At 56.2% G+C, this 23715-nt stretch carries 22 protein-coding genes and 1 riboswitch; of the genes, 10 read left to right on the plus strand and 12 right to left on the minus strand.

Annotation, left to right across the window (positions count from 1 at the left end; genetic code table 11):
- Positions 1-23: 23 nt before the first annotated feature.
- A complete protein-coding gene (locus H7B67_RS30060; RefSeq protein ID WP_185123593.1) occupies positions 24-1697 on the minus strand; it encodes a ribonuclease J in 1674 nt (557 codons plus the stop codon).
- A gap of 178 nt (positions 1698-1875) precedes the next feature.
- Positions 1876-2015, plus strand: a riboswitch (cyclic di-AMP (ydaO/yuaA leader).
- 112 nt (positions 2016-2127) lie between these two features.
- Here H7B67_RS30060 and H7B67_RS30065 point away from each other — a divergent pair.
- The 3 genes from H7B67_RS30065 to H7B67_RS30075 all read left to right on the plus strand — a co-directional run bounded on the left by H7B67_RS30065 (position 2128) and on the right by H7B67_RS30075 (position 4949).
- Entirely contained in the window at positions 2128-3321 is a 1194-nt protein-coding gene (locus H7B67_RS30065) for a KamA family radical SAM protein (RefSeq protein ID WP_185123594.1), read from the plus strand.
- A 103-nt stretch (positions 3322-3424) separates the two neighbouring features.
- Positions 3425-3772 (plus strand): DUF2512 family protein, encoded by a 348-nt coding sequence (locus H7B67_RS30070; protein WP_185123595.1) that lies wholly within the window; start codon positions 3425-3427, stop codon positions 3770-3772.
- A 118-nt stretch (positions 3773-3890) separates the two neighbouring features.
- Entirely contained in the window at positions 3891-4949 is a 1059-nt protein-coding gene (locus H7B67_RS30075; RefSeq protein ID WP_185123596.1) for a serine hydrolase domain-containing protein, read from the plus strand.
- Between the two features lie 49 nt (positions 4950-4998).
- Here H7B67_RS30075 and H7B67_RS30080 read toward each other — a convergent pair whose 3' ends face one another.
- A complete protein-coding gene (locus H7B67_RS30080) occupies positions 4999-6027 on the minus strand; it encodes an NADH:flavin oxidoreductase/NADH oxidase (protein WP_185123597.1) in 1029 nt (342 codons plus the stop codon).
- A gap of 166 nt (positions 6028-6193) precedes the next feature.
- On the opposite strand from H7B67_RS30080, the gene H7B67_RS30085 reads away from it, so the two are divergent.
- From H7B67_RS30085 to H7B67_RS30100, 4 genes are all read left to right on the plus strand, one after another.
- Positions 6194-6403, plus strand: a complete 210-nt coding sequence (locus H7B67_RS30085; RefSeq protein ID WP_185123598.1) for a hypothetical protein — start codon at positions 6194-6196, stop codon at positions 6401-6403.
- A 139-nt stretch (positions 6404-6542) separates the two neighbouring features.
- The gene (locus tag H7B67_RS30090) at positions 6543-7832 is read left to right on the plus strand and encodes a class II aldolase/adducin family protein (RefSeq protein WP_185123599.1); all 1290 of its coding nucleotides are present in this window, start codon (positions 6543-6545) and stop codon (positions 7830-7832) included.
- A gap of 139 nt (positions 7833-7971) precedes the next feature.
- A complete protein-coding gene (locus tag H7B67_RS30095; protein ID WP_185123600.1) occupies positions 7972-10185 on the plus strand; it encodes a heavy metal translocating P-type ATPase in 2214 nt (737 codons plus the stop codon).
- The gene (locus H7B67_RS30100) at positions 10182-10862 is read left to right on the plus strand and encodes a sulfite exporter TauE/SafE family protein (RefSeq protein WP_185123601.1); all 681 of its coding nucleotides are present in this window, start codon (positions 10182-10184) and stop codon (positions 10860-10862) included. Before H7B67_RS30095 ends, H7B67_RS30100 begins: the two co-directional genes overlap by 4 nt.
- Positions 10863-10875: 13 nt before the next feature.
- On the opposite strand, the gene H7B67_RS30105 is transcribed toward H7B67_RS30100, so the two are convergent.
- The 5 genes from H7B67_RS30105 to H7B67_RS30125 all read right to left on the minus strand — a co-directional run bounded on the left by H7B67_RS30105 (position 10876) and on the right by H7B67_RS30125 (position 13983).
- On the minus strand, positions 10876-11301 hold the full coding sequence (locus tag H7B67_RS30105) for a FixH family protein (protein WP_185123602.1): 426 nt from the start codon (positions 11299-11301) through the stop codon (positions 10876-10878).
- 147 nt (positions 11302-11448) lie between these two features.
- Positions 11449-11778, minus strand: a complete 330-nt coding sequence (locus tag H7B67_RS30110; protein WP_185123603.1) for an SMR family transporter — start codon at positions 11776-11778, stop codon at positions 11449-11451.
- Positions 11779-11798: 20 nt separating this feature from the next.
- Positions 11799-12125 carry a DMT family transporter gene (locus H7B67_RS30115; protein WP_185123604.1) on the minus strand — a complete coding sequence of 109 codons (327 nt, stop codon included), beginning with the start codon at positions 12123-12125 and terminating at the stop codon, positions 11799-11801.
- 13 nt (positions 12126-12138) lie between these two features.
- Complete coding sequence (locus H7B67_RS30120; RefSeq protein ID WP_185123605.1) at positions 12139-12681, minus strand: TetR/AcrR family transcriptional regulator; 543 nt, start codon at positions 12679-12681, stop codon at positions 12139-12141.
- A gap of 45 nt (positions 12682-12726) precedes the next feature.
- Positions 12727-13983 carry an MFS transporter gene (locus H7B67_RS30125; RefSeq protein ID WP_185123606.1) on the minus strand — a complete coding sequence of 419 codons (1257 nt, stop codon included), beginning with the start codon at positions 13981-13983 and terminating at the stop codon, positions 12727-12729.
- Positions 13984-14103: 120 nt separating this feature from the next.
- Between H7B67_RS30125 and H7B67_RS30130 the strand changes: the two genes are divergently transcribed.
- Positions 14104-15900 (plus strand): SgrR family transcriptional regulator, encoded by a 1797-nt coding sequence (locus tag H7B67_RS30130; RefSeq protein WP_185123607.1) that lies wholly within the window; start codon positions 14104-14106, stop codon positions 15898-15900.
- A 12-nt stretch (positions 15901-15912) separates the two neighbouring features.
- Here H7B67_RS30130 and H7B67_RS30135 read toward each other — a convergent pair whose 3' ends face one another.
- The 4 genes from H7B67_RS30135 to H7B67_RS30150 are packed head-to-tail and all read right to left on the minus strand — an operon-like array spanning position 15913 to position 19845.
- A complete protein-coding gene (locus H7B67_RS30135; RefSeq protein WP_281067910.1) occupies positions 15913-17127 on the minus strand; it encodes a Ger(x)C family spore germination protein in 1215 nt (404 codons plus the stop codon).
- The gene (locus tag H7B67_RS30140) at positions 17124-18506 is read right to left on the minus strand and encodes a spore germination protein (RefSeq protein ID WP_185123609.1); all 1383 of its coding nucleotides are present in this window, start codon (positions 18504-18506) and stop codon (positions 17124-17126) included. Before H7B67_RS30140 ends, H7B67_RS30135 begins: the two co-directional genes overlap by 4 nt.
- On the minus strand, positions 18506-19594 hold the full coding sequence (locus H7B67_RS30145) for a GerAB/ArcD/ProY family transporter (protein ID WP_185123610.1): 1089 nt from the start codon (positions 19592-19594) through the stop codon (positions 18506-18508). The genes H7B67_RS30140 and H7B67_RS30145 overlap by 1 nt, the downstream gene beginning before the upstream one ends.
- Complete coding sequence (locus H7B67_RS30150; RefSeq protein ID WP_185123611.1) at positions 19579-19845, minus strand: hypothetical protein; 267 nt, start codon at positions 19843-19845, stop codon at positions 19579-19581. The genes H7B67_RS30145 and H7B67_RS30150 overlap by 16 nt, the downstream gene beginning before the upstream one ends.
- 317 nt (positions 19846-20162) lie before the next feature.
- On the opposite strand from H7B67_RS30150, the gene ahpC reads away from it, so the two are divergent.
- Both ahpC and ahpF read left to right on the plus strand, forming a co-directional pair.
- Entirely contained in the window at positions 20163-20726 is a 564-nt protein-coding gene (gene ahpC, locus H7B67_RS30155; RefSeq protein WP_185123612.1) for an alkyl hydroperoxide reductase subunit C, read from the plus strand.
- Positions 20727-20740: 14 nt separating this feature from the next.
- Complete coding sequence (gene ahpF / locus H7B67_RS30160) at positions 20741-22270, plus strand: alkyl hydroperoxide reductase subunit F (protein WP_185123613.1); 1530 nt, start codon at positions 20741-20743, stop codon at positions 22268-22270.
- 91 nt (positions 22271-22361) lie between these two features.
- On the opposite strand, the gene H7B67_RS30165 is transcribed toward ahpF, so the two are convergent.
- Positions 22362-23519 carry a cation:proton antiporter gene (locus H7B67_RS30165; RefSeq protein WP_185123614.1) on the minus strand — a complete coding sequence of 386 codons (1158 nt, stop codon included), beginning with the start codon at positions 23517-23519 and terminating at the stop codon, positions 22362-22364.
- Positions 23520-23715: the final 196 nt, after the last annotated feature.

Raw genomic sequence — 23715 nt, forward strand, 5'->3', positions numbered from 1 at the left:
TCTTCGGGGAGCTCTTCTCTATGTTAAACATCGATCAGGATCGGCAGGATCATGGGACGCTTCTTGAGCTGCGCGAACAGATACTTGGCGATCTCATCCTTCAGCGCGCGCTTCAGTGCGCTCCACTGCCGGACTTTGGCTTCTTTAAGATCCGCGAGAGTGCCAAGCGCCAGCTCTTGAATGCTGCGAATCAACTCTTCGTTGTCCTTGACGAACACGAAGCCGCGGGAGATGACGTCGGGTCCGGAGAGAATGGACCCGTCGCGCTTGCTCATCGTCACGACGACGATAAGGATTCCGTCCGCCGACAGCTGCTTGCGGTCGCGAAGGACGACCGTGCCGATATCCCCGACGCCGAGCCCGTCGACGAACGCATCCCCGGCGGGGAGCCTGTCGCCGAGAACGGCTTTGCCGCCCGCGAACTCGACGGCGTCGCCGTTCCCGACGATAAAGATATGGCTCGGATCGACGCCGACGGATTCGGCAAGCAGCCGATGCTGGTACAGCATCCGATACTCGCCATGAATGGGCACGAAATATCGCGGCTTCATCAAGGAAAGCATCAGCTTCAATTCTTCTTGGCTGCCGTGGCCCGAGACGTGCATTCCCGTCGAAGTTCCGGATCCGTAGATAACCTTGGCGCCTAGCTGGAACAGGTTATCGACGATCCGGGACACGTTCCGTTCGTTCCCGGGGATGGCGCCCGCCGCGATAATGACCGTATCGCCCGGATCCACGCTCATTTGCCGGTAGTTTCCGTTCGCAAGCCTGGCGAGCGCCGCCATCGCTTCGCCTTGGGAACCCGTGCAGAGAACGGCCACTTGCTCGGACGGCAGCTTGGCGGCGGCTTCGGCATCGATCAACATGCCTTCCGGAATATCCAGATAGTTTAATTCCTGGGCGACGTTTACGACATTCACCATGCTTCGTCCGAGCAGCACCAGCTTCCGTCCCGATACCGCAGCCGCCCGAACCACCTGCTGCAGCCGATTCACGTTGGAGGCGAAGGTGGAGACGAACACCTTGCCATCGGCATGGGAGATCGCTTCCTCGAGATGAGCGCCCACTAATCGTTCCGACGGCGTGAAGCCAGGCCGTTCCGCGTTCGTGCTCTCCGACAGGAGCAGAAACACGCCTTTCTCTCCGATAGCCGCCATCCGATGAAGGTCGGGGTATTGGCGGTTCTCCGGGGAGAGATCGAATTTGAAATCGCCCGTATGTACGACCGTCCCTTGCGGCGTCTCGAAGACGATTCCCAGGCAATCCGGGATACTGTGGTTCGTGCGGAAGAAGGAGGTGCGAATGTCGCCGAATCGAACGACCGAATCGGCATGGATGACGTTCAGGGTCGCATTGCGCAGCAGGCCGTGCTCCTTGAGCTTCGTCTCGATCAGACCGATCGTCAGCGCCGACGCATACACCGGCACGTTCAGTTCCTTCAAGAAATAAGGAATTCCCCCGATATGATCCTCATGTCCGTGGGTGACGATCAAGGCTTTGACTTGGCTCGAATGCTCGAGCAAATAGGAAATATCCGGAACGATCAGATCGATCCCGAGCAGGCTCTCATCCGGGAACTTCGAGCCGCAGTCGATGACGATAATATCCCCGTCGTATTGAAGGACGTACATGTTCTTGCCGATCTCGTTCACGCCGCCGAGAGCGAAGACGGTTCCAACTTCCGAAGTGCGATTCATTTCGATTCTCCCTTTGTCTCATTATGCAAAGTATTATGAGATCGGACCCATGGGCTTATTCGGGATCGGATCGGCAAAAGTTACATTTTAATTACAAATAAGGGTTTATATCGAAAACGATTGCCGGGGGGATGGATGTTTGTTATAGTAGAAAAATAGTCTAATCTTAACTGAATATTGCGTCTATTAGCTTAGTTTCCGGCTATGCCGGAGAGCGGGGGAACCAATCAATTGGGGCGAATCGATCCGATCGGATCGTAGGGGACCATCTAACCCGAGCCCGTCAGCTAACCTCGTCAGCTTAGGATGGGTCAATCATACGCGCAGCGGAGGATTTGTCCTCGGCTTGTCTTTTGACCCGTGCAACGGGTCTTTTTTGTTGCCCAAAAGAGACCCGGCAAGTTCAAAAAACAGGTAAAGGAGAGTGCCGATGCCTCAGCCGAAGTATTTGACGAACATCGACAGGATCGCGCAAATCCCGGAGTCGGAGAGAGAACGACTCAAGCGGATAACCGAGAAATTCGTATTTAGAGTCAACGATTACTATTTGAATCTTATCGATTGGAACGATCCGGACGATCCGATCCGCAAGCTGGTCATCCCGAATGCGGATGAGCTCGGGGAGTACGGCCGTTGGGACGCTTCGGACGAGGATACGAATTACGTCGTCCCCGGCTGCCAGCACAAATACGGAACGACGGCGCTGCTCATCGTCTCGGAGGTATGCGGAGCTTATTGCCGCTATTGCTTCCGCAAGCGCCTATTCCGCAACGATGTCAAGGAAGCCGTGACGGACGTGGAGCCGGGCTTGAATTACATCGCGGAGCATCCGGAGATCAACAACGTGCTATTGACCGGCGGAGACAGCCTTATTCTCGGAACTCCCAGAATTCGGGCCATCCTTGAACGGCTTAGGGAAATCGATCATGTCAAGATCATCCGAATGGGATCCAAGATTCCCGTCTTCAATCCGATGAGGATCTACGAGGACGAGGAGCTTCTGGCGACGATTCGAGAATTCTCGACCCCGGAGCGAAGGATTTACGTCATGGCGCATATCAACCATCCCCGGGAGATAACGCCGGAAGCCGTCAAAGGCTTCGAGGCGCTGCACCAGGCGGGAGCCATCGTCGTGAACCAAACGCCCGTGCTGCGAGGGATTAACGATGACCCGAAGATTCTAGGGGAATTGCTGGATAGACTGTCGTGGGCCGGAGTGACTCCTTATTATTTCTTCGTGAATCGGCCGGTGGCGGGCAATAAAGCGTTCGTGCTGTCTTTGCGCAGAGTGTATGAGATCGTCGAACGGGCTAAAGCGATGACATCGGGACTTGGCAAGCGAGTTCGGCTCTCGATGAGCCACACCTCGGGCAAGATCGAGATTCTGGCCATCGAGAACGGCAAAGCTTATCTGAAGTACCATCAGTCGAGAGACGGTCAATACGGCCGATTCATGGAGCTGGATTGCCCGGAAGAGGCTGCCTGGTTCGACGATTTGCCCGGCAGCGAGAAGTTCTGGACTAAGCCGAAGAAGAGGACGAAGGAAGTCGTATCCGTTAACGCCATGCCGGATCTTCCGTCCGGAAAGGCGAATTCGCCGGTGCGAACGGCTGCGTCTAAATAAGAAGGGTCGGAAAGGGGGATTCCTCCTCTCTTTGTTTTTGTCCCGGTATGCAGGTCCGCGGGAGAACGCATACTACAGAAAACGAAAGGGCGTGCGTTCGATCATGGTATCTTTTATCCTGAAATGGCTGATTAACGGGGCAATCGTGACCTTTCTCCTTGTTTATTACACGGAAGCTTCTTACCTCGGGGCGTTCGTCGCGGCCACGTTCCTAACCGTCATCTCTTATTTCGTCGGAGACCAGTTTATTTTGCGAATGACGAACAACGCGGTAGCGACCGTGGCCGATGCGGCGATTGCATTCGTCTTCCTATGGTTCGTCGCGGCGATGATGAACTGGAGTTTAAGCGTCGGCGAGAACTTGGCGATGGTCATCATCCTCGGCATTGCGGAAGCGATCGTTCATCGATACATTCTGCCCGTCGACTTCAGAGTCGCGACGAACGACTGAGCCGGACCTTGGAACCAACGGAAGAGCTGCGCCTATGCGCGGTTCTTTGTCATTTCCGAGGAGAAACCTTGCTTGCCAATCCCCGTAAAAGGAGCATTAGCTCTGAGGGGGAACCAAATTGGAGAAAACTTTGGCGGAATTGTTCCGGCAGCCGCGGGTTCGCAAGTGGGCAGAGAAACCGAATCATCGATTGTCGGTAGGTATCATTCAGGGAGACGACCGAACGGTATGGGAAAAGGGCGCGCCGCGAGGATCGGGCATAAGCAACGGCTTATACGAAATCGGTTCGATAACCAAAACGATGGTGGGATTGATTCTTGCCATCGGTGAGAAGGAAGGACGGTGGAACTCGGCGGAGAGGCTTGCGGACCTCGTTCCGGAATGGAAGGAGAGTCCGTTCGCCCGAGAGACCTCTTTGCTTCAGCTTGCCACCCATACTTCGGGACTTCCCGTCGTTCCAAGCAACCTGAGGGCGACGATAAACGACCGGATGAATCCATACTCCGGTTATACGGAGCGGCATCTAAACGAAAGCGTCCTGTCCGAGAAAAAGAGACAAACGGGCTCGCATCGCTACTCGAATTACGGATTCGGATTGCTGGGTTGGGCTCTCGCCAGACGCTTAGGGATGAGCTTAAACGACATGATCGGGAGCTGCATCGCCGAACCGTTCGGCATGACGAATACCGGAGTCGCGTCTTCGGGATCGCTGTCGGCCTCTTTGGTTCCCGTCTACCGGGCGAGCGGCAAGCCGACGAGACATTGGGACTTCTCGGATGCGTTAGGCGGTGCCGGCGCCGTACGTTCCACGATAGACGATATGCTGCTTTATCTGGAAGCCCACCTGAACGAGTCGGAGGAGGAGCCGATGGGGAGGGCGATCGCATTGGCTGTGCAAGAGCACCAAGCTCTCATGCCCAAGCGGGGAATCGGGGTCGGTTACGCATGGATGAGGTACCGGGAGAAGGATGGAACTCTTACCCATTGGCATAATGGCGGCACGTACGGCTCGAGCTCCTTTATCTCCTTTAACCGGGAGAACAGAACGGGATTTGTCGTCCTATCCAACTATGGCTCTTCCGCCTGGAGCCAACTGGCGCCGATGCTCGGGATTAAGCCTATGTCCGTTGACGGATTCGCATCGATGCTCAATAAAGAACTTTACGAATTGAAATAAGAAAGAGGGGCGTCTCCGTCGAGACGTCCCTCTTGCAGTCTAAGCGATTTTACCGTACGTAAATCCCTCTTTCATATTGAACGGGAGGCTCGACCTTCCGAGCCACCGCGCGGATCGCGTGCATCGCCCAATAGGGATCGTCCAGCATGCCGCGGCCTATGGCGACGAGGTCGGCGTCTCCGTTGGCGAGCGCCGCTTCCGCGACATACGGATCCTCCAGGATACCGACCGCGATAACGGGCACGCCTAGTTCATGTCTATAAGCGCGGGCGAACGGTACCTGGTAGCCGGGATGGTTGCCGGGCTTGCGCTTGCCGGCCGGAGCTTCTCCGCCGCTGGAGACGTGGAAGACATCGACGCCGGCTTCCTTGTAGCTATGGGCCATCCGAAGGGAATGCTCCAAATCATAGCCTCCGTCCATGTATTCGACGGCCGAGATTCGGAAGATGAGCGGCATATCGTCCGGCATGACGCTTCGGACGGCTTGTATGACTTCCACGCCGAACCTCGACAGATCCTGGCCGTATTCGTCCGCGCGGTCGTTGATGCCCGGAGAGTGGAACTGATGAATCAGATAACCGTGCGCTCCGTGCAGCTCGATAACGTCGAAACCAGCCTCCACGGCGCGGCGAGTCGCTTCCTTGAACTTGACGACCATCCCGCGAACCTCTTCGGTCGAGAGGGCGCGCGGCGGATTCTTGATGCCTTGGACCGGAATGCCGGAAGCTCCGACCGGCTGCGCGGCATCCTCGGCCTTGCGGCCGGCATGCGCGATCTGAACGCCGATCTTGGCGCCGTATTTATGCACCTCGTCGACGATTCTCTTGAAGGCGGGAATCTGCTCGTCCGACCATAACCCCAGATCTTTCGAGGTAATGCGGCCGTCCGGCTCGACGTCGGTCATCTCCACGATGAGGAGTCCGGCGCCGCCGACGGCTCTGGAGACATAATGAACGAAGTGCCAATCGTTAGGGATTCCGTCAAGCGCGTCGACCGAATATTGACACATCGGGGGCATTACGATGCGGTTTTTTAAAGTCAGTCCTTTCAACGACCAAGGTTGATCCAGATAGCTCATTCCATCCGCTCCTTATCCAATCGTTTTTTACTGTGTTTGACGTTAATACTATAAGGATAAAGGAGGCTTTTCAACCAAGCTTCTTTTTATCTTGCTTTTCTTATGGGAATGCGAAACAATATTAGCATGGAAAAAGCGACACGCATATCAGGAGGCTGGCGAACAGGTGAATAGCACGCTCTGGCTGGTGGTTGCCGTCGTTGTCGTGATGATAGCGGGACTTATCGGCACGATCATGATCGGACAATCCCCAAGCAACCGGGAGGAGAACTCTCAATACTCCAGAAATTCGGGTAAGATCTGGGCGAATCTGACCTGGATTTACGCGATCGGGATGATCCTCGTCGTGCTGCTCGTGATCTGGTTATTTCAATAGATCGGGATATCGTCATAAGGGTCGCTCCGATGCGGCTCTTTTTAATTGGTTAAGAAAAAGCTGTAACCCGAATCATAGACGTGTCTCGGAACTTTCATTATCATAAGAACCAAATCTACCCGGACGGGAGACGTTAATCATGCCATCGAACGAAATGCAGCCAGCCCAGCAGCTTCTCCTGCTCATGGAGCGAATTTACCGGTACGGGATGACGACGACCTCCGGAGGCAATCTGTCGATCCGCGGGGCCGACGGGGATATTTGGATTACGCCGTCGGGAGTGGACAAGGGAGCGTTGACCGCGGAAGACATGGTATGCGTGCAAGCGGACGGTTCGGTTCGGGGCAAGCACAAGCCCTCCAGCGAATTTCCGTTTCACCGTTTGATTTACGAGACGAGGCCCGATTTGCGGGCGATCGTCCATGCGCATCCGCCGGCGCTCGTCTCCTTCAGCATCGTAAGGCGGATTCCCGATACCCGGCTGCTCCCGAACGAACGGCTGATTTGCGGACGGATCGGAATGGCGCCGTATGCGCTTCCCGGAAGCGAAGAGCTCGGCCGCAACATCGCCAAGGTATTCGGGGAAGGCGTCAACTCGGTCATGCTGGAGAATCACGGCGTCGTGGTCGGAGGCCAAGACCTCTTCGAAGCGTTCCGCGTGTTCGAGACGCTGGACTATTGCGCCAGGCTGGAGATCGAAGCATCGAGAATCGGGCGTCCGACTCTGCTGACCGACGAGGATTACGAAATCGTCAAGAAGAGCGCGTTGTCGCTGCCCGCACACCGCAGCGAAGGCATCGACGCGAGCGAGCTGGAGATCCGGCGCACGATGTGCGGATTCATTCGCAGAGCCTACGACCAGGGACTGTTCACCAGCACGCAGGGAACGTTCTCCCAGCGCTTGAACGGGACGGATTTTCTGATCACTCCTTACGGGATCGATCGCAAGTACCTGCAGCCGGAGGAGCTCGTTCGCGTCCGGAACGGGACGAGCGAGGAAGGAAAGCTTCCCAGCCAGTCCGTTCGTTTCCATCAAGCGATCTACGAGCAGCAGAAGCATGTCGATTCGGTTATCCTGGCGCATCCGCCGTACATCATGGCCTTCGCCGTAACGGATCTGCCGTTCGACTCCCGGACGATTCCGGAGAGCTATATCCTGCTTCGCGGGATGCCCAAGCTATCCTTCGAATCTTTATATAACGAGCCGGAGGAGACCGCCGCGCTGTTCAAGCCGAACACGCCGATCGCCATCGTCCGCAACAACTGTATCGTCGTTACGGGCCAAGGCTTGCTGAACACGTTCGATCGCCTGGAGGTCGCCGAATACAGCGCCAAGTCGATTCTCTCCGCGCGCGCCCTCGGACATGTGGCTCCTATCGAAGACGACGAGATCCGGGATTTGAAGCAGGCCTTTAAACTGGAGGATTAACTTTACCCGACTTCCGACTACAAACAATCGGATGGGAAGGACCGATTCGGCTTAGGCCGCAATCGGTCTTTCTTCGTTCGCTCCGCATATATTCCCTATTAGAAGATTGTCCGACAAGCAAGCCTTTTTGGAGGGATCTATGCGTAACCTTCAGGTTCAAATTACCGGGATGACCTGCAGCGCATGCTCGGCCCGGATCGAGAAGTCGCTGAACAAGCTGGAGGGCGTGAAGACGGCTTCCGTAAGCTTGGCGACCTCCCAAGCCTCGGTTCAATGGGAGGGAGCCACGGCAAGCGAGGAGCTCGTCGTCGAGAGAATTCGCAAGCTCGGCTACGGGGCGGAGATTCTCAGGGGGGACGGGAGGAATCCGGCGGAGCTCGAGACCCGGGCTTATCGCAACCGTTTCATCGCCTCCGCGCTGCTGTCGATACCCTTGTTCGCCGCGATGGCAGGGCACTTTCTTGAGCCCTACGGCATTCATACGCCGGAGCTGTTCCAGGTCCCTCTGATCCAAATGATCCTCGCTTCCGTGCTTCTGCTGTATGCCGGCTTTCCCTTCTATCTGGGAGCTTATCATGCGCTGAAGCAGGGCATGCCCAACATGGACGTTCTGATCGCGATGAGCACGGCGGTCGCATACTTCTACAGCCATTATCAAGCGTTCAAGCCGGGAATCGGCCGAATGGACGCGCATGTCCTGCACGGACATCCGCCGCTTTACTTCGATTCGATCGCCATGATCCTCGTGTCCGTTACGTTAGGCAAGTGGCTGGAGTCGATCGCCAAAGGCAACGCCGCCCGGAGCCTGACTTCCTTGCGGGAACGGAGGGCGCAAGTGGTTCGGGTCGTTCGCGGCAGCGGAAGGAGCACGATCCCCATAGGAGAGCTAGCGCCGGGAGAACGGTTCGAGGTTCTCTCTTCCGAATGGGTTCCCTTGGACGGCGTCATCCTGGAAGGAACGGCGGAGGCCGACGAATCGCTGTTGACAGGCGAAGAGAGCGTAGCGGTTAAACGGGCGGGAGAACGCGTCTATGCGGGCACGCGCCTCGTAAGCGGACGATTGCAGGTTCAGTCCGACGACAGGGGCTCGGAATCGAGGCTGTCTCGCATGATCGCATTCGTCGAGAATGCCCAGCATAGCAAGCCGAAGATCGAGAGAAAGGTAGACCGGGTCGCCGCGTTCTTCGTGCCTTCCATTATCGCTTTATCCATGCTGACTTTTGCGGGCTGGTGGTTCCGGGCAAGCCCGACGGAAGCCGTGGATCCCGCGATGGCGGTGCTGCTGGTCGCCTGTCCCTGCGCGCTGGGGCTCGCGACCCCGATCTCGATGCTGATCGGATCGAGCCTCGCGCTCCGAAGCGGCATCGTCGTCAAGGAAGCGAGCAAGCTGGAGGCTCTGAGCCAAGCGAACGTCTTCGTGTTCGACAAGACCGGCACGCTCACGATCGGCAAGCCTGCCGTATCGGACATCGAGGCATCGCTTCTTCCTCCGATGACGCTGCTTCGGCTCGCCGCGGCATTGGAGCAAGCCTCGGACCATCCGCTCGCTCAAGCCGTCGTACGCGAAGCGAGAGCGCGCAGGCTGCTCCTGGCGCCGGCGAAGGAGGTCTCGGAATATCCGGGAAGAGGGATAACGGGGATCGTCGAAGGCAAGAGAGTCGTGCTGGGACGCGCCGCATGGCTGTCCGAACAGGGGATCGCCATGCCGTTGTCTACCTCTGCAGGCTCGGATGGGAGCCCGCATTCCGTTCTTCATTTCGCCATGGACGGCAAGTGGAGGGGAACGATCCGGTTCCGGGACCAAGTTCGCGACGATGCGGGCGCCGCCATTGCGGAGCTCGCGCGATACGGAGAGATCTGGATGGCCTCCGGAGATCGCGGCGAGGCGGCGGCCAAGATCGCGGCGAAGCTGGGAATTCTTAACGTTCGGGCGGAGCTGCTTCCGGAGCAGAAGCTGGAGCTCTTGCTCGAACTGCAGAAGACGGGAGGGAGAGTCGTCATGATCGGCGACGGCGCGAACGATTCGGCCGCGCTGGCGGCCGCGGACGTGGGTATCTCGATGGCGGGAGGCAACGAGGCGGCGCTGCAGGCAGGCGACGTCGTCATCTCGGCGGGCAAGCTCTCCCGGGTAAGCGAAGGCTATCGGATCGCCAGACGGACGATGCGGAACGTCAAGCAGAACTTGACGCTGGCGCTTCTCTACAATGCCGTCATGATCCCGCTTGCCGTCTTCGGCTTGCTGGACCCGCGCGTTGCGTGCATCGGAATGGCATCGAGCTCCCTGATGGTCGTCGGCAATTCGCTCCGGCTTGCGAGGCGGACGACTCCGGCATTCAGAGGCAACGGATCATGACCGGGGACGACGCGATCGTTGCCGTGCTGGCCGGATTGACGGGAGCTCCCCATTGCATCGTCATGTGCGGGGGGATCGGAGCGTCCATCGCCATGGAAGCCAGAAGAAGCGCGGCCGTGTCTTTGGCTTTTTATCATGTCGGCCGGATTTTGACTTACGCGATAACGGGCGCTTTGATGGGGGCGGCCGGTTCGTTCCTTAACCTCGCGGGCCGGTTCGTCGGCTTGCAGGGAGCGGCCAGCATCCTCGGCGGAGTCTTTATTCTGCTATGGGCATGGCGCAAGTTCACCTTGCCGCTTCATGCCATTCGCTTCCCGGGCCATGAACGGTTGAAGCGGCTGTCGGGCTCGTCCGGCTCCTCTTGGGAATACGTGTCCATCTTTTTAACCGGCTTGCTGCTCGGCTTGCTCCCATGCGGCCTTACCTACGCGATGCAAATGAACGCCGCCGCGACGGGAAATGTCGCGGACGGCTTTCTGATCATGCTCGTCTTCGGCTTGACGACCTTCCCCATGCTGTTCGCGTTCGCTCTGTCCGCCAAAGGCATAAGCAAGAAATGGAGAAAGCAACTGAGGGGAGCGGGGCAGAACCTGGCCATTCTGATGGGCATTCTCTCCATTATGAAAGGGCTGAGCGCGAACGGCTGGATCCCGTCGATTCATCCTTGGCTATGGTGAGCATTCGCTTGTTTTATACCACCTTGTAGTCGTGAAGCAGGACAAATTCGTCCGAACCGATCCGAACCCGGGTCTCCGCGACCCAACGGCCGCTCATCACCGGCACGAGCGTTCCCTCGTAGCCGGAGCCTTGAGAGCTCCGCTCTACCTTGGCCGTAAAGATTCCGCAGAACATCTTCGGCATCCAGGATTTGATCTGGATGCTTGTCGCTTCGACGTTCGCGCCGCCGACGTCGGTGACCGTGACGAGGAATTGCTTCTCTTCCATGGGAGAAGAGCGCGCCTCGAGCGTTCTCACTTCGATTCGATAACCGTTCTTCTCCAGCGTGCTGACCAGGGGGACGGGGGAAGCCTCTCCGGAACGGGACAGCCAAACGACGATTCCAAGGCAGATAACGAGGGCGATCGGCCAAATTCCTTTTTTGAGCAATCGCGACATGCTTAATCGCCTCCTTCAACCTCTATATAGGTATGCGTCTAATCAACGCAAAAAGAAGCCCCTGCCGCGAAAAGAGCAGGGGCTTGTCGTCTCTGACGAGAAGGGAAGAGGCTTATGTCGACTGCAAGTTCGATCGGCGACCGATGGTTACCCTTCCGCCGTCCGTCCCGAGTTGAGCAGGGCGACGCCGCCGACGATTAGAACGATTCCTAGAACAAGAACGAAATTCAGGGGCTCTCCCCAAGCAAGCACGCCGATAACGGTCGTCAGAACGGTGCCTACGCCGGACCAGATCGCATAAGCCGTCCCGAGAGGAACGGTCTTCATGCACAACGATAGGAAATAAAACGCGAATCCGAAGCCGAGAAGAAAGAGAAGGCTGAAGACCGCGTGACTGAATCCGTCGGACAGCTTAAGCATGGAAGTGCCGAATACCTCGCCGACGATCGCTAAGGCTAATGCCAAATACCCGTTCACTCCGATTCCTCTTTTCCCGGTTATTGACTTTCCCTGGCTATCTCCACCAAGACGACTCCGGCGATGATCACGAGCATGCCGAGCAGCTTGCGGGCGTTAAGCTTCTCCCTGAACGCGAGAATCCCCGCCACGGCGGTCAGAGCGGTTCCGAGACCCGCCCAGATCGCGTATGCCGTCCCCAAGGGAAGGTCCTTCAACGCCAACGAAAACAAATAGAAGGACACCGCGTATCCGACGACGAGCAGAAGGGAAGGGAGCTTTCTCTTGAATCCGTCGGACAGCTTCATCATGGAGCTTCCGAACACTTCGGCGACGATTGCCGAAGCCAGCAGAACATATGCGAGCAAACGATTCTCTCCTTTACGTTTCGGTCATTTTCTTTAAGGCGTCGATCACCTGGTTCCGCAATTCCGGTTCGAGATTCCCGAGGCCGAATATTTCCGCAAGCCACAAGCCGTCCACGGCCAATCGGACGATGGTGGCGGCGACCGGATCGATCCCGTCGTTCTCGATGTTCTTCTGCCAGCCCGAATAGCTGGTTCGCAGCTTGGCCAAGATGTCCGGGTTCGAATAGAGCGAAGCGATCAATGCCGTGCTCAGCTCCTTGGAATGCTCGTTCGCGGCATCCTCGCAGGTGGCTTCGAGATAAGCTCTCGTCCAGCGCCCGCCATCGCTCGGCGAATTCTCTACTTTGGCGTTGAGATCGGCGACGAATTGACGGGACGATTCCTTCGCCATGGCGTGAATCAATGCCTGTTTGTTGGGGAAATGGTGCAGCAAGCCGCCTTTGCTGACTCCGGCTTCCTTGGCGACGGCGTCCAAAGTCAGCTTCTCGGCGCCAAGCGTTCTTACGACGTTGCTGGCGGCGGAGAGAATGTCGCCGTATCTCGAATTGCTGTTCATTGCGTTCACCTCGAAAAAAACTATACCGTCTGGACGGTATAGAAGTCAAGCGCGAGCGGCCTTCCAAAGCGGTCCCGTCAAGCAAGCCGCGAACACGGACATATTCAAGAAGAATCCCATAAGAAAAACAAGCTGAGCCCCTTCGTGCTCGGTCACCCATCCGGAGAACGCGATCGCAAGCGGCATACCCAGCTTAAAGATCGATCCCGTGATCCCGCTGATCCGGCCGATGAGGGAATAGGGAGTCGTCTCCTGGCGGAACGTCCATATGCTCACGGAGCTGATGGTCTCGAACAAGCCGAAGAGGAGCAATCCCAGGGCAAGAACGCAAGCCTTGTCGGCTATATAGAAGAGGAGCTGGACAAGCGCGGTCATCAAGGCGGATAAAGAGATCAACCGTCCCACGGAGAAACAGCGGCGCAGCCGTCCGATCAGCAGGCTTCCCGCAAGCCCGCCGGCTCCCGCGGCCGAGAGGACGATGCCCAGCTCCAGATTGTTCAACTTAAGAACGTCTTTGGAATAGAAGATAATCGTCGTATCGATCATCCCCGAAGCCGAATTCAAGAAGATGACGATGACCGACATCCGGAGCAGCGGCCGGTTGCGGAGCAGCTCCGCCCAGCCTGCGCGAAGCTCCGTCCGGAAGCCTTGTCCTTGCGCTCCGGATGTTCTCGATTCGTGGTTGGGAATAAACAATAGAGTCGCATAAGCAAGCGCAAAGGATATCGAAGTGATCAATAGAGCCAAATGAAGGTTCGGCAGCATAAGAATGAGGCCGCTTAATCCGGGTCCCAGAATTCCGACCAGCGTCGTCACGAAGGCATAGGAAGCGTTCGCGGAGGTCAGAAGCTCTTCGGGTAGGGAGTGCTTAACCATGGCGACCCTGGCATTGTTGTAGGCGTAGCCGAGTCCCATCAGCAGAAATCCCGCGATATAGAACGCGTAGGGCTCTGGCTGGCCGAATTCGATGACGCCGTAAAGGATCCCAAGGACGATAGCTTGCAGGAGTATCGCGGACAGGGACCATCTTTTTTTGTTCACCCGATCGACCAGGACGCCGATAAACATCGCAAGAAGCAGGTTCGGAAGAAATTCGATTCCCCGCATTGTCGCCATAATGACGGAGGAGCGGGTCATTTCATACAGGATCAAAGGGAGCGCCAGCTCGTAAATCTTGTTGCCGAACGCCATGATCGCTCCCGTGCCGAGCAAAATAAGAAAAGAGGGACTTCTCCAGACGGAGGGCGCGGACGGGGTTGATCTTTCTTCTGTTGCTGTGGACGAGATAGTCGGGATAGCCATATGGGCAGGTTCACTCCTCTTTACGGTTTAAGCGTCACCCATTATACTTTTGGAAAAGTGGAACAAAAAGCGAAAGGTGCGGAGAGGGATTTCGTCTTTTAGGGGAGGAGGCCGGTACTTATGGAGCTTGAAGATTATTACCTGCAGCTTAGGCAGTGCTACCCGGTACAGACGGAAGGGCAGCCGCTGACGATCACGTTGGACGAATTCGCGAGCGCCCTGGATTGCACGAGACGTAATGCACAATTGCTGATTCAGAAGATGATCGAGAGAAGCTACGTGGAATGGTCGTCGGGAAGAGGAAGGGGCAACCGGTCTACGCTCGTTTTCCTGCAAAATAAAGAAGAGCTCCTCCTTCGTAAAGCCAAGAGGCTGGCCGAGCAAGGGGAGCCGGGAGCCGCCCTGGAATTCGTGCGGAAGCATTCGGACGATTCTCTGAATGCCGAATTCCATGGCTGGCTGATCTCCCAATTCGGGCTTCAAAGGCGGACCGACGAGCTGGATGTGCTGAGGTTTCCGTTTTACCGGCCGATTCCCGATCTGGACCCGATGAACGTGATTCGGCGAACGGAGGCGCATATGGTCCGCCAAATCTTCGACACGCTGGTCGAGTACGATGCCGCGGGCCGAGCCCATAAACCCGGTCTGGCGCACCATTGGGAGCATGACGAGACGAGAACGCATTGGACGTTCTACTTGCGCAAAGGAGTCTTCTTCCACCATGGGAAGAGAATGACCGCCGAGGACGTGAAGTTCACGTTCGAGAGGATCAAGAAGGAGAAACCGGACGACTGGCTGACGGCTAATATGGCGGACATCGAGGTTCTCGGCACTTCAAGCTTACGGATCCGGCTCCGGGAATCGAACGGGCTGTTTTTGAATTTTATCTCGCAGGAGAGATTCTCCATCGTGCCGAGCGACTTGGGAAGGCTTGTCCCTCGAATCGATTACGAGAGAATGCCGATCGGTACGGGACCGTTCCGAATCGCGGAGAACACGGCAACGAAACTCGTTCTCGAAGCGAACGATTCCTATTACGGCGGACGTCCTTTCCTGGACCGGGTCGAAATCTGGGTGTGGCCTGATTATCGAGAAACGGCGTTGCGGGAGGATTATTCGCCGAAGGAAGCGCAGGTGCTCTATTTCGAAGCGGTCGATCGTTCGAAATCGGGGAATGTTCTTAATCGCGCGGAAGCCGGCAGCAGTTATTTGACCTTTAATTTAAGCCGTCCGGGGCCGCTGCAGGATGTTCGCGTTCGCTCCGCCATCCACGGGGCGCTCGATCGGCAGGAGATGGTCAGGGAGTTGGGCGGGCGAAGGCTGAAGCCGTCCTCGGGATTCGATCCCGGCCGCGACGAGGAAGCCTACGGCACCGGCGTCGGCTTGCGGCAAGCGCGGGAGCTTCTCGAGCACTCGGAATACAAGGGCGAAACCTTGAAGCTCTACACGTACGACTATTCCGCCAATAAGGAGGATGCCGGCTGGATTCGGAGCAGGCTCGAACGATTGGGAGTGCGCATGGAGACGACGGTGCTGCCCATCCGCGAGTTGAGCCAAGCAGCCGAGATCTCCCGCGCCGATCTGATTCTATCCGGAGAGGTTCTTGGGGTCGAGCCCGCGGTCACTCTCATCGATATGTATCGCTCCAGTCCCGGATATATCCGGAACCATTTGGATCCTGCGAATCTGGCAAAGGTGGACGCCGCCGTCTCCGAAGCGTTGTCGGAAGGCGATCCTAATCGTTGCATGGACATCCTCCGCGACTTGGAAGCGGAGCTCCGGGATGCGCTGCAGCTTCTATTCCTATATCACAGCCATCAAACGGTCAGCGTGGATCCGGCGCTGAACGGGATCGCGCTTAACGCATGGGGCAAGATCGATTACAAGGATATTTGGCTTAAGGACAATCCCATATGAGAGAAAGGAGTATTAATTTACTACCTTGTTCTGAGTCTGGTTTCTGGACTTCAATTCCGATCTCTCGATTCTCACCGATACCTGAACGACGACCTTGGCCTTCGCGAATTGCTCGTTCCATTCCTTGGACACCGGCATGAATTCATGATAGCGGTGCCGGTATAGATGCTCCCCGAAGCCGAACACGTCGACTTTATATTGTTTCTGCACCTTCCCGATCGTCGCGGTCAGGCTTTCCTTGAGATGCTCGGACGCCAATCGGTCCAATTGCTCGTAGCCATGGATTTTATCGATGGCCAAATTATCGTCCATGCTTGCGACGAGACCGGCAGCCTCGACGTTGATCGAGATGAGCGGTCTTCCCTCGATCATTTGGACTTTCTTGGAAGTATGGCAACGGATCAGCCGGATGGCCGCGTATTTGCCCTGCCCGTCAAGAGGGAAGGAGACGGTCGTCCGTTTCAATTGATTCGTGACCAAGAGAACCATCCTCGTATCCTCCTTCGACAGAAAGCCGATCAGCCGGTTCTCCCGAAACGCGGCCGATCCCGCAATCCTCACGAGCGTCTGGGGATCCAACTTTTTGCTATTTTCGACGCTTTCTTCCTTGTCGCTTTTTTTATCGAGCGTAACTGCTCCAAGCAGGAGCTCTTTGCCCGGGGAGAAGGCGGACTGGGCGACCTCGTACATGAAGCTATCCGGAACGCCGCCCCAGTTGTTGTGGTAGTTGAACACTTGGGATTGGATCCCGAAGCCGGCATACATGCCGTCCGGATAGGCCACCCGCAGCATGTCGGAGGCTTTCGTCCCGCGGGACACAAGCAGAGTAACGTCTTCCCTTACATAGCGGGAGCGTTGGACGAAGTCCATAAAGCGATCCAATCCCTCCCGGGCGATCCGCTCGTCGACGATGATCACTCGAATATGCGACGGGATCAGCATCCTGTCGAGATGCTCGTTCATTCGTATCATGGCTTCGACGATCGTGTCCGCTTCGTTTGAATATAGCTGCGAGGGAGAACCGCCTTTGCCGCCTTCGAAGCTCATCGTTTCCGCCGAATTCAACACTTCGAGGGTGACGAGAATTCGGCCGTTATGGCCTGGCTCCAGCGCCAATCCCGTCATTAGGGAGGCGCGGCTGACTTCGACCATGTCCCAGCATCCGCTCATCTGAAGGCATGCTCCCAGGAGAAGGACGGCGCCGACCAACCTTGCGAGCTTCCTCATGCGGAACGTTTCCCGGAGAAGCGGGATAAGGGGGAAAGGTACGGAACCCCAAACGTCTCGATTCTCGTCAGATGGATCAGCAAGTATGCGCAGCCCAAGATAACTCCGTACAATCCGATGACGGAACTGAGAACGATTAAGGCGAAGCGGAACAGGCGAATGTTGGCTCCGAAGGTGTAGACGGGGGATACGTAACCGGATATCGCGGTCAGGGCGACGATGATGACGGTGATGTTGGATACGATGCCCGCCTGAACGGCGGCTTCTCCCAGCACAAGCGCTCCGGCAATGGAGATGGATTGCCCTACCAATCGGGGCATTCTTGTTCCGGCCTCGCGGAGCAGCTCGAAGGTGATCTCCATCAGGAACATCTCGACGACGGCCGGGAAAGGAATTCCTTGTCTTTGCGCCATAATGCTCGTAAGCAATAAAGTGGGAACCAGTTCCTGATGGTAACACGTTACGGCAACGTAAAAGGCGGGCAGGGTCAAGGAAAATAGAAAAGCCACGTAGCGCAGCAAGCGAATGAACGTGCCGAAGACGAACCATTGGTATTGGTCTTCGGGGGACTTGAAGAAATCGGTGAATTGAGCGGGGATAATCAGCACGAACGGACTTCCGTTCACGATCAGCGCGACTCGTTTGTCCAATAGGCAGGAGCAGATGGAATCCGGCCTTTCGCTGTTGTAGGTGGTAGGGAACAGATAGAAACGGTTCGACTGAAGTTCGTTCTCCAAACCGCCGGAATCGAACAGCCCGGTCAGACGCGCGCTGCGGAGCTTCTCTCGGATTGGATTCAATAGCCGCTCGTCGGCCTCGCCTTCGAGATAGGCAAGATAAACGGAGGTGTTCGACTTGGAGCCGATGACGTGCTTCTCGAAACGGAGATTCTCGTTCAGGATTCGCCTGCGAATCATGCTCATGTTCGTATCCGCCGATTCGGTGAAAGCCTCCTTCGGCCCGCGTATGACATTTTGGGCCGTCGGCTCGGCGATCGATCGCTTCTCCAGTTCCTGAACATGGATCAGAAGCATGCGGTCCTGACCGTCTAGCAGCAGACCCGCATATCCTTGGGTCATCCATTCCGGAAGGTGCCCCGGATCCTCGAGCAAACGCGTGTTCAACCCGCCGAACAACCGAAGACGCAGCGAATCCAGCGCTTCCGCCGAGTCGAAGAGGATCTCCCGGTACGAAGCTTGAAGGAGAGGCTGCACGACGTTATTCATCAGGAATGTGGAATTGGTCATCGTCGATAGAAAACAGAGAAGACCATCGCGATCGGCCAGCCGAATGGGGATCAGGGATAAATCGGCCGAGGAGCCGAAGTGAGCCCGAAGCTCGTTCTCGATGCGATCTTGACGGAAACGGTACGTTGCCATTATGCCTCCTTATGATTTAACCGCAGCCTGAGCAGCAGCAGCGTCGCGAGAGGGATGGCCAGCTGAAAGGGGATATGAAGCCAGTAGATCGCGTAGACGAGGCCTTCGGAGACGTGCTCCGCGTTATTTCGCGACACTTTGATCGACAGGGCGCCGATCAGCAAGGCGAGAGACGGGGCGAATCCTCTCCAATCGCTCCCGAACAGGAATTCGGCTCCTTTGGCGCTGGCGTACAAGAAAATGGCGGATTTGACGATAACGCCGAAAATAATGATAAAGGCGACAAGCGCATCCATGCGCGTAATGAAATTCTCGATATTGATGAGCCTGGCCGCGTCCAAAAGCGCGAAGACCGAATACTTCATGTTCTCGATCCCGAGAACGCTCGTCTGAAGAAGGTTCGAGAAGGAGAGGATGGCCGTCGCGCTAAGAAGAGAGAAGAGTCCGATTTTCCGCAGCGTCTTGGCTCCTCCTAAACTGGACCCGAACGCGAGGAACACGAGAACTTCCCCGTATGGGAACCATATCGAGCTTCGCAAGGAAGCGCCTGCGACGGCTCCCAAGCCTTCGGACAAGAAAGGGAGAACCCGCTCGAGATCGATGGAATCGCTAAAGTACAAGAGGCAGGTCAGCACCACGAAGAAGAATAGAACCATTCCTGCAATAAGGATGGAGAGCCTGCCCAGGGCGATAATTCCTCCGCATGCCGCGTAAGCGACAATACCAACGAACGCGAGGACGATGACGAAGCTGGGCGTATTGCGCAGAAGCGCCGTCAGAATCAGTTCGACCATGTCTCGGAGGTTGCGGGAAGCGATATATAGAAAGTAGACGGAATATCCAAGTGCGAACAGCTTGCCGAAGTGCTTGCCCCAAGCCGCAACCAACAGCTCGTACAGATTTCGGTCGCATCCTGTCCAGAATAACGCCAGGTAGATTCCGGTCAGAAGCAGATAGGGGACGATCGCCGCGATATCGATCAACCATGAATCCGGAACCAGTCTCGGCGTGCCGTAGATGATGGACGTTCCCAGCAAGAAGACGAGCATCATCGCGTAGAGCTGAAGACCGGTTAGTTTCGATTCCATCGCGTGTCCTTTCTCCGGCCGAATAATCTTGCCGACAGCCTTTGTCCGAACGGCCGCTCTCGGAGATCGTACCAGCAGGAGAGGAGAAGAGCGGAAACCAGCAGCGTCCACGCGCTTCTATTGAAATAAGCGTCATCAAGGAACATGCGCTTAACGGAGACGAAGAAGGATTGACGATAAACCAGCGTATCGAACAGAACTAACAGAGCGAAGCTAAGGCTCGCCAAGACGAGCGTGCCAATCGCAGCCATCGAACCCACTCCTTGCCTTAAGGGTGCTTCGCTTGCGGGGGAATTATTCAAGAAAGACAGAGATGGAGAGGTAAAAAGAGGAAGATGAGGTGAAGAAGCTAATCGTTGAACGACGCGCCTTGAATAGCCGGAACCGGCAGGGGGAATACTAAGAGGACGTGCGTTCACAAACTTGTCATATTTACTTCATTTTTTCTTCATGTGCTTTGGCGGAATCGATGATATTATTTGTATCAAGCAGTAAATAAGAATGATTATTGACTGCTAAACGTTCTCAATAAGTTTTTTAAATAAAAACAATTAGGAGGAAACCAACTATGTCTCTGATTGGAACCGAAGTCAAACCTTTTAAGGCGCAAGCCTACCACAATGGCAAGTTCATCGAAGTAACGAATGAGGACTTCAAGGGCAAGTGGAGCGTCGTTTGCTTCTACCCTGCGGACTTCACTTTCGTTTGCCCGACCGAGCTGGGCGACCTGCAGGATCAATATGAAACGCTGAAGTCCCTGGGAGTGGAAGTCTACTCCGTCTCGACGGACACTCACTTCACCCACAAGGCTTGGCACGACAGCTCCGAAACGATCGGCAAGATCACGTACATCATGATCGGCGACCCGACGCACACGATCTCCCGCAACTTCGACGTTCTGATCGAAGCGGACGGCCTGGCTGACCGCGGCACGTTCATCATCGACCCGGACGGCGTTATCCAAACGGTCGAAATCAATGCGGGCGGCATCGGCCGCGACGCTAGCGCGCTTGTCAACAAGATCAAAGCAGCTCAATACGTTCGCAACAATCCAGGCGAAGTTTGCCCTGCTAAATGGCAAGAAGGCTCCACGACCCTGAAGCCGAGCCTTGATCTTGTAGGCAAGATCTAAGGAGGGCATTCCAGGTGTTGGATTCTGATATCAAGCAACAATTAGACCAATACCTTCAGCTCTTGGAGAGCGACCTGCTGATTAAGGTCAGCGCGGGTTCCGACTCCGTATCGCAGGAGATGCTGGCTTTCTTGGACGAGTTAGCCAGCATGTCCTCCCGAATCAAGCTCGAGAACGCCGAGCTGGCGAGAACGCCAAGCTTCAGCGTGAATCGGGCCGGTGCGGAAGATTCCGGAGTCGCTTTCGCAGGCGTTCCCCTCGGGCATGAGTTCACTTCGCTGGTTCTGGCTTTATTGCAAGTCAGCGGAAGAGCTCCGAAGGTAGATCAAGAAGTCATCGATCAAATCAAGGGCATTAAGGGCACTTATGCATTCGAATCGTATATCAGCCTGACTTGCCACAACTGTCCGGACGTCGTTCAGGCGTTGAACGTGATGAGCGTTCTCAATCCGGGCATCTCCCATACGATGATCGACGGCGCCGCGTTCAAGGAAGAAGTCGAGAGCAAGGAAGTCATGGCCGTTCCGACGGTATACCTGAACGGCGAATTTTTCGGTAGCGGACGGATGTCGATCGAAGAAATTTTGTCCAAGATCGTCGAAGCTCCCGATCCGTCAGAATTTTCTAACAAAGAGCCGTTCGACGTGCTCGTTATCGGCGGAGGACCGTCCGGCGCCAGCGCCGCTATCTATGCCGCGCGCAAAGGCATTCGCACGGGCATCGTGGCGGAGCGCTTCGGCGGCCAGGTTATGGATACCGTCGGCATCGAGAACTTCATCAGCGTCAAGTACACCGAAGGCGCCAAGCTGGCAGCCAGCTTGGAAGAGCACGTCAAGGAGTACAACGTCGATGTCATGAAGCTCCAAAAGGCCGTTCGCCTGGAGAAGAAGGATCTGGTCGAGGTTGAATTGGAGAACGGCGGCGTTCTGAAGAGCAAAACCGTTATTCTATCCACGGGCGCTCGTTGGCGCAACGTAAACGTTCCGGGCGAAGCGGAGTTCAAGAACAAGGGCGTGGCCTATTGCCCGCATTGCGACGGACCTCTGTTCGCGGGCAAGCGCGTAGCCGTCATCGGCGGAGGCAACTCCGGCGTCGAAGCGGCGATCGACCTTGCCGGAATCGTCCAACACGTCTCGGTGATCGAATTCGGCACCGAGCTGAAGGCGGACTCCGTTCTGCAGGATCGTCTCTATAGCCTGCCTAACGTAACGGTTTACAAGAATGCGCAAACGACGGAGATCACCGGCACGGACAAGGTGAACGGAATTACGTTCGTCGACCGCGATTCCCGCGAGGAAACGCATGTCGAGCTGGAAGGCGTCTTCGTGCAAATCGGTCTCGTTCCGAATACGGAATGGCTGGCCGATACGCTGGAGCGCACCCGCATGGGCGAGATCGTCGTCGACCGTCATGGCGCGACCAGCGTGCCTGGCGTGTTCGCCGCGGGAGACTGCACGAACAGCGCGTACAAGCAAATCATCATTTCGATGGGATCCGGCGCAACCGCGGCTCTCGGCGCGTTCGACTACCTGATTCGGAATTAAATATAACCGCATCAAAAGCAGCTATCGGTCCCGATAGCTGCTTTCTTTATGTTTAATTACGAACCTTACCGGCAAGACGATTGCGGAATCGTTAAGCCGTTTCCTTCTCCGGCATGCGAGAGAAGATCCATTTCAGGATCGGCGGTGTGACCAGCGTGGTCACGATGACCATTATAATGACGGACGTGTAATATTCCTCTTGCAGAAGGCTGGCGGATTGACCCGTGGAGGCGATGATCAGGGCGACTTCGCCGCGCGAGATCATGCCGGAGCCTACAGCGATGGAAGAGCGGGTGTCGAACCCGGTCAAGCGGGCGCCCAGTCCGCCGCCGAGAAGCTTCGTAAGGATGGCGACGATAGAGATGACGATCACGAAGCCGATCTGCGAGCCTAAGCCGTCGAAGCTGACGTTTAGCCCGATGCTTACGAAGAAAACCGGAACGAAAATGCTATAGGCAATCGGTTCCAGCTTGCGCTCCATCTCCTTATGCAGAGGAGTTTGAGAAAGCGCGATTCCTGCCGCGAAAGAGCCGATTATGCCGGCCATTCCCATATACTCAGCGAAATAAGCGAATCCGAAGCAGATGGCGACCGCGATGCTGATAACGGCTTCGGAGACGCGCAGCTTAGCGAGCCACTCCATCGCCTTCGGAATGACGAACCACCCGACCGCGATCACGACGACGAAGAAAATGACTTTTTTGCCGATCAGGAGACCAAGCGAAACATCGTTGCCGGTTCCGAGAACGCTCATCATGACCGCAAGCAGGATGACGACCAGCACGTCGTCCACGACGGCGGCCCCGAGGATGGTCGTACCTTCGCGCGAGCCGAGCCGGTTCATCTCCTTCAGCACTTGAACGGAGATGCTGACCGACGTCGCGCAGAACAGAATGCCGAAGAACATGGCGTAGTCCGAGGAGAATCCGAACGCCAACGCCGCGGAATATCCCCCGATAAACGGCAGAACGATTCCGCCGATCGCCACGGCGAAGGCCGCCTTCCAATTGCGTTGAAGCTGGGCAAGGTCCGTCTCCATGCCGGCCAGGAACATTAGAAGCAGCACTCCGATCTCCGAGAAGTAATGAAGATAGGAGGCTTCCGGCTCGAGGACGCCGAGCACGGCCGGTCCCAGCAGGACGCCGACGATAAGCTCCCCCAGAACGGCCGGCTGGCCGAGTCGGGCCGAGAGGTGGCCGGCGATTTTGGTTGCCGCGATAATGATGGCCAAGTACAAGATAAATTCCATTTTCTATTCTCCTTTACCCCTCTTAAGATGTCCAAAAGCCGAAAAAAAACAAAGAGGAGCCCTTGGTGACAGGCTCCTCCGAAAAACATAAGTTCAGCTATTTGATTACGGAAATTATAATGCATTCCATTCCATACGCGCAAGTCGAGGCAAGGAAATTTAACATAACAACATGTTTAGTCCCCCATATTGCGGC

This window comes from Cohnella thailandensis (assembly GCF_014212135.1).
GTDB classification, from domain to species: Bacteria; Bacillota; Bacilli; order Paenibacillales; family Paenibacillaceae; genus Cohnella; species Cohnella thailandensis.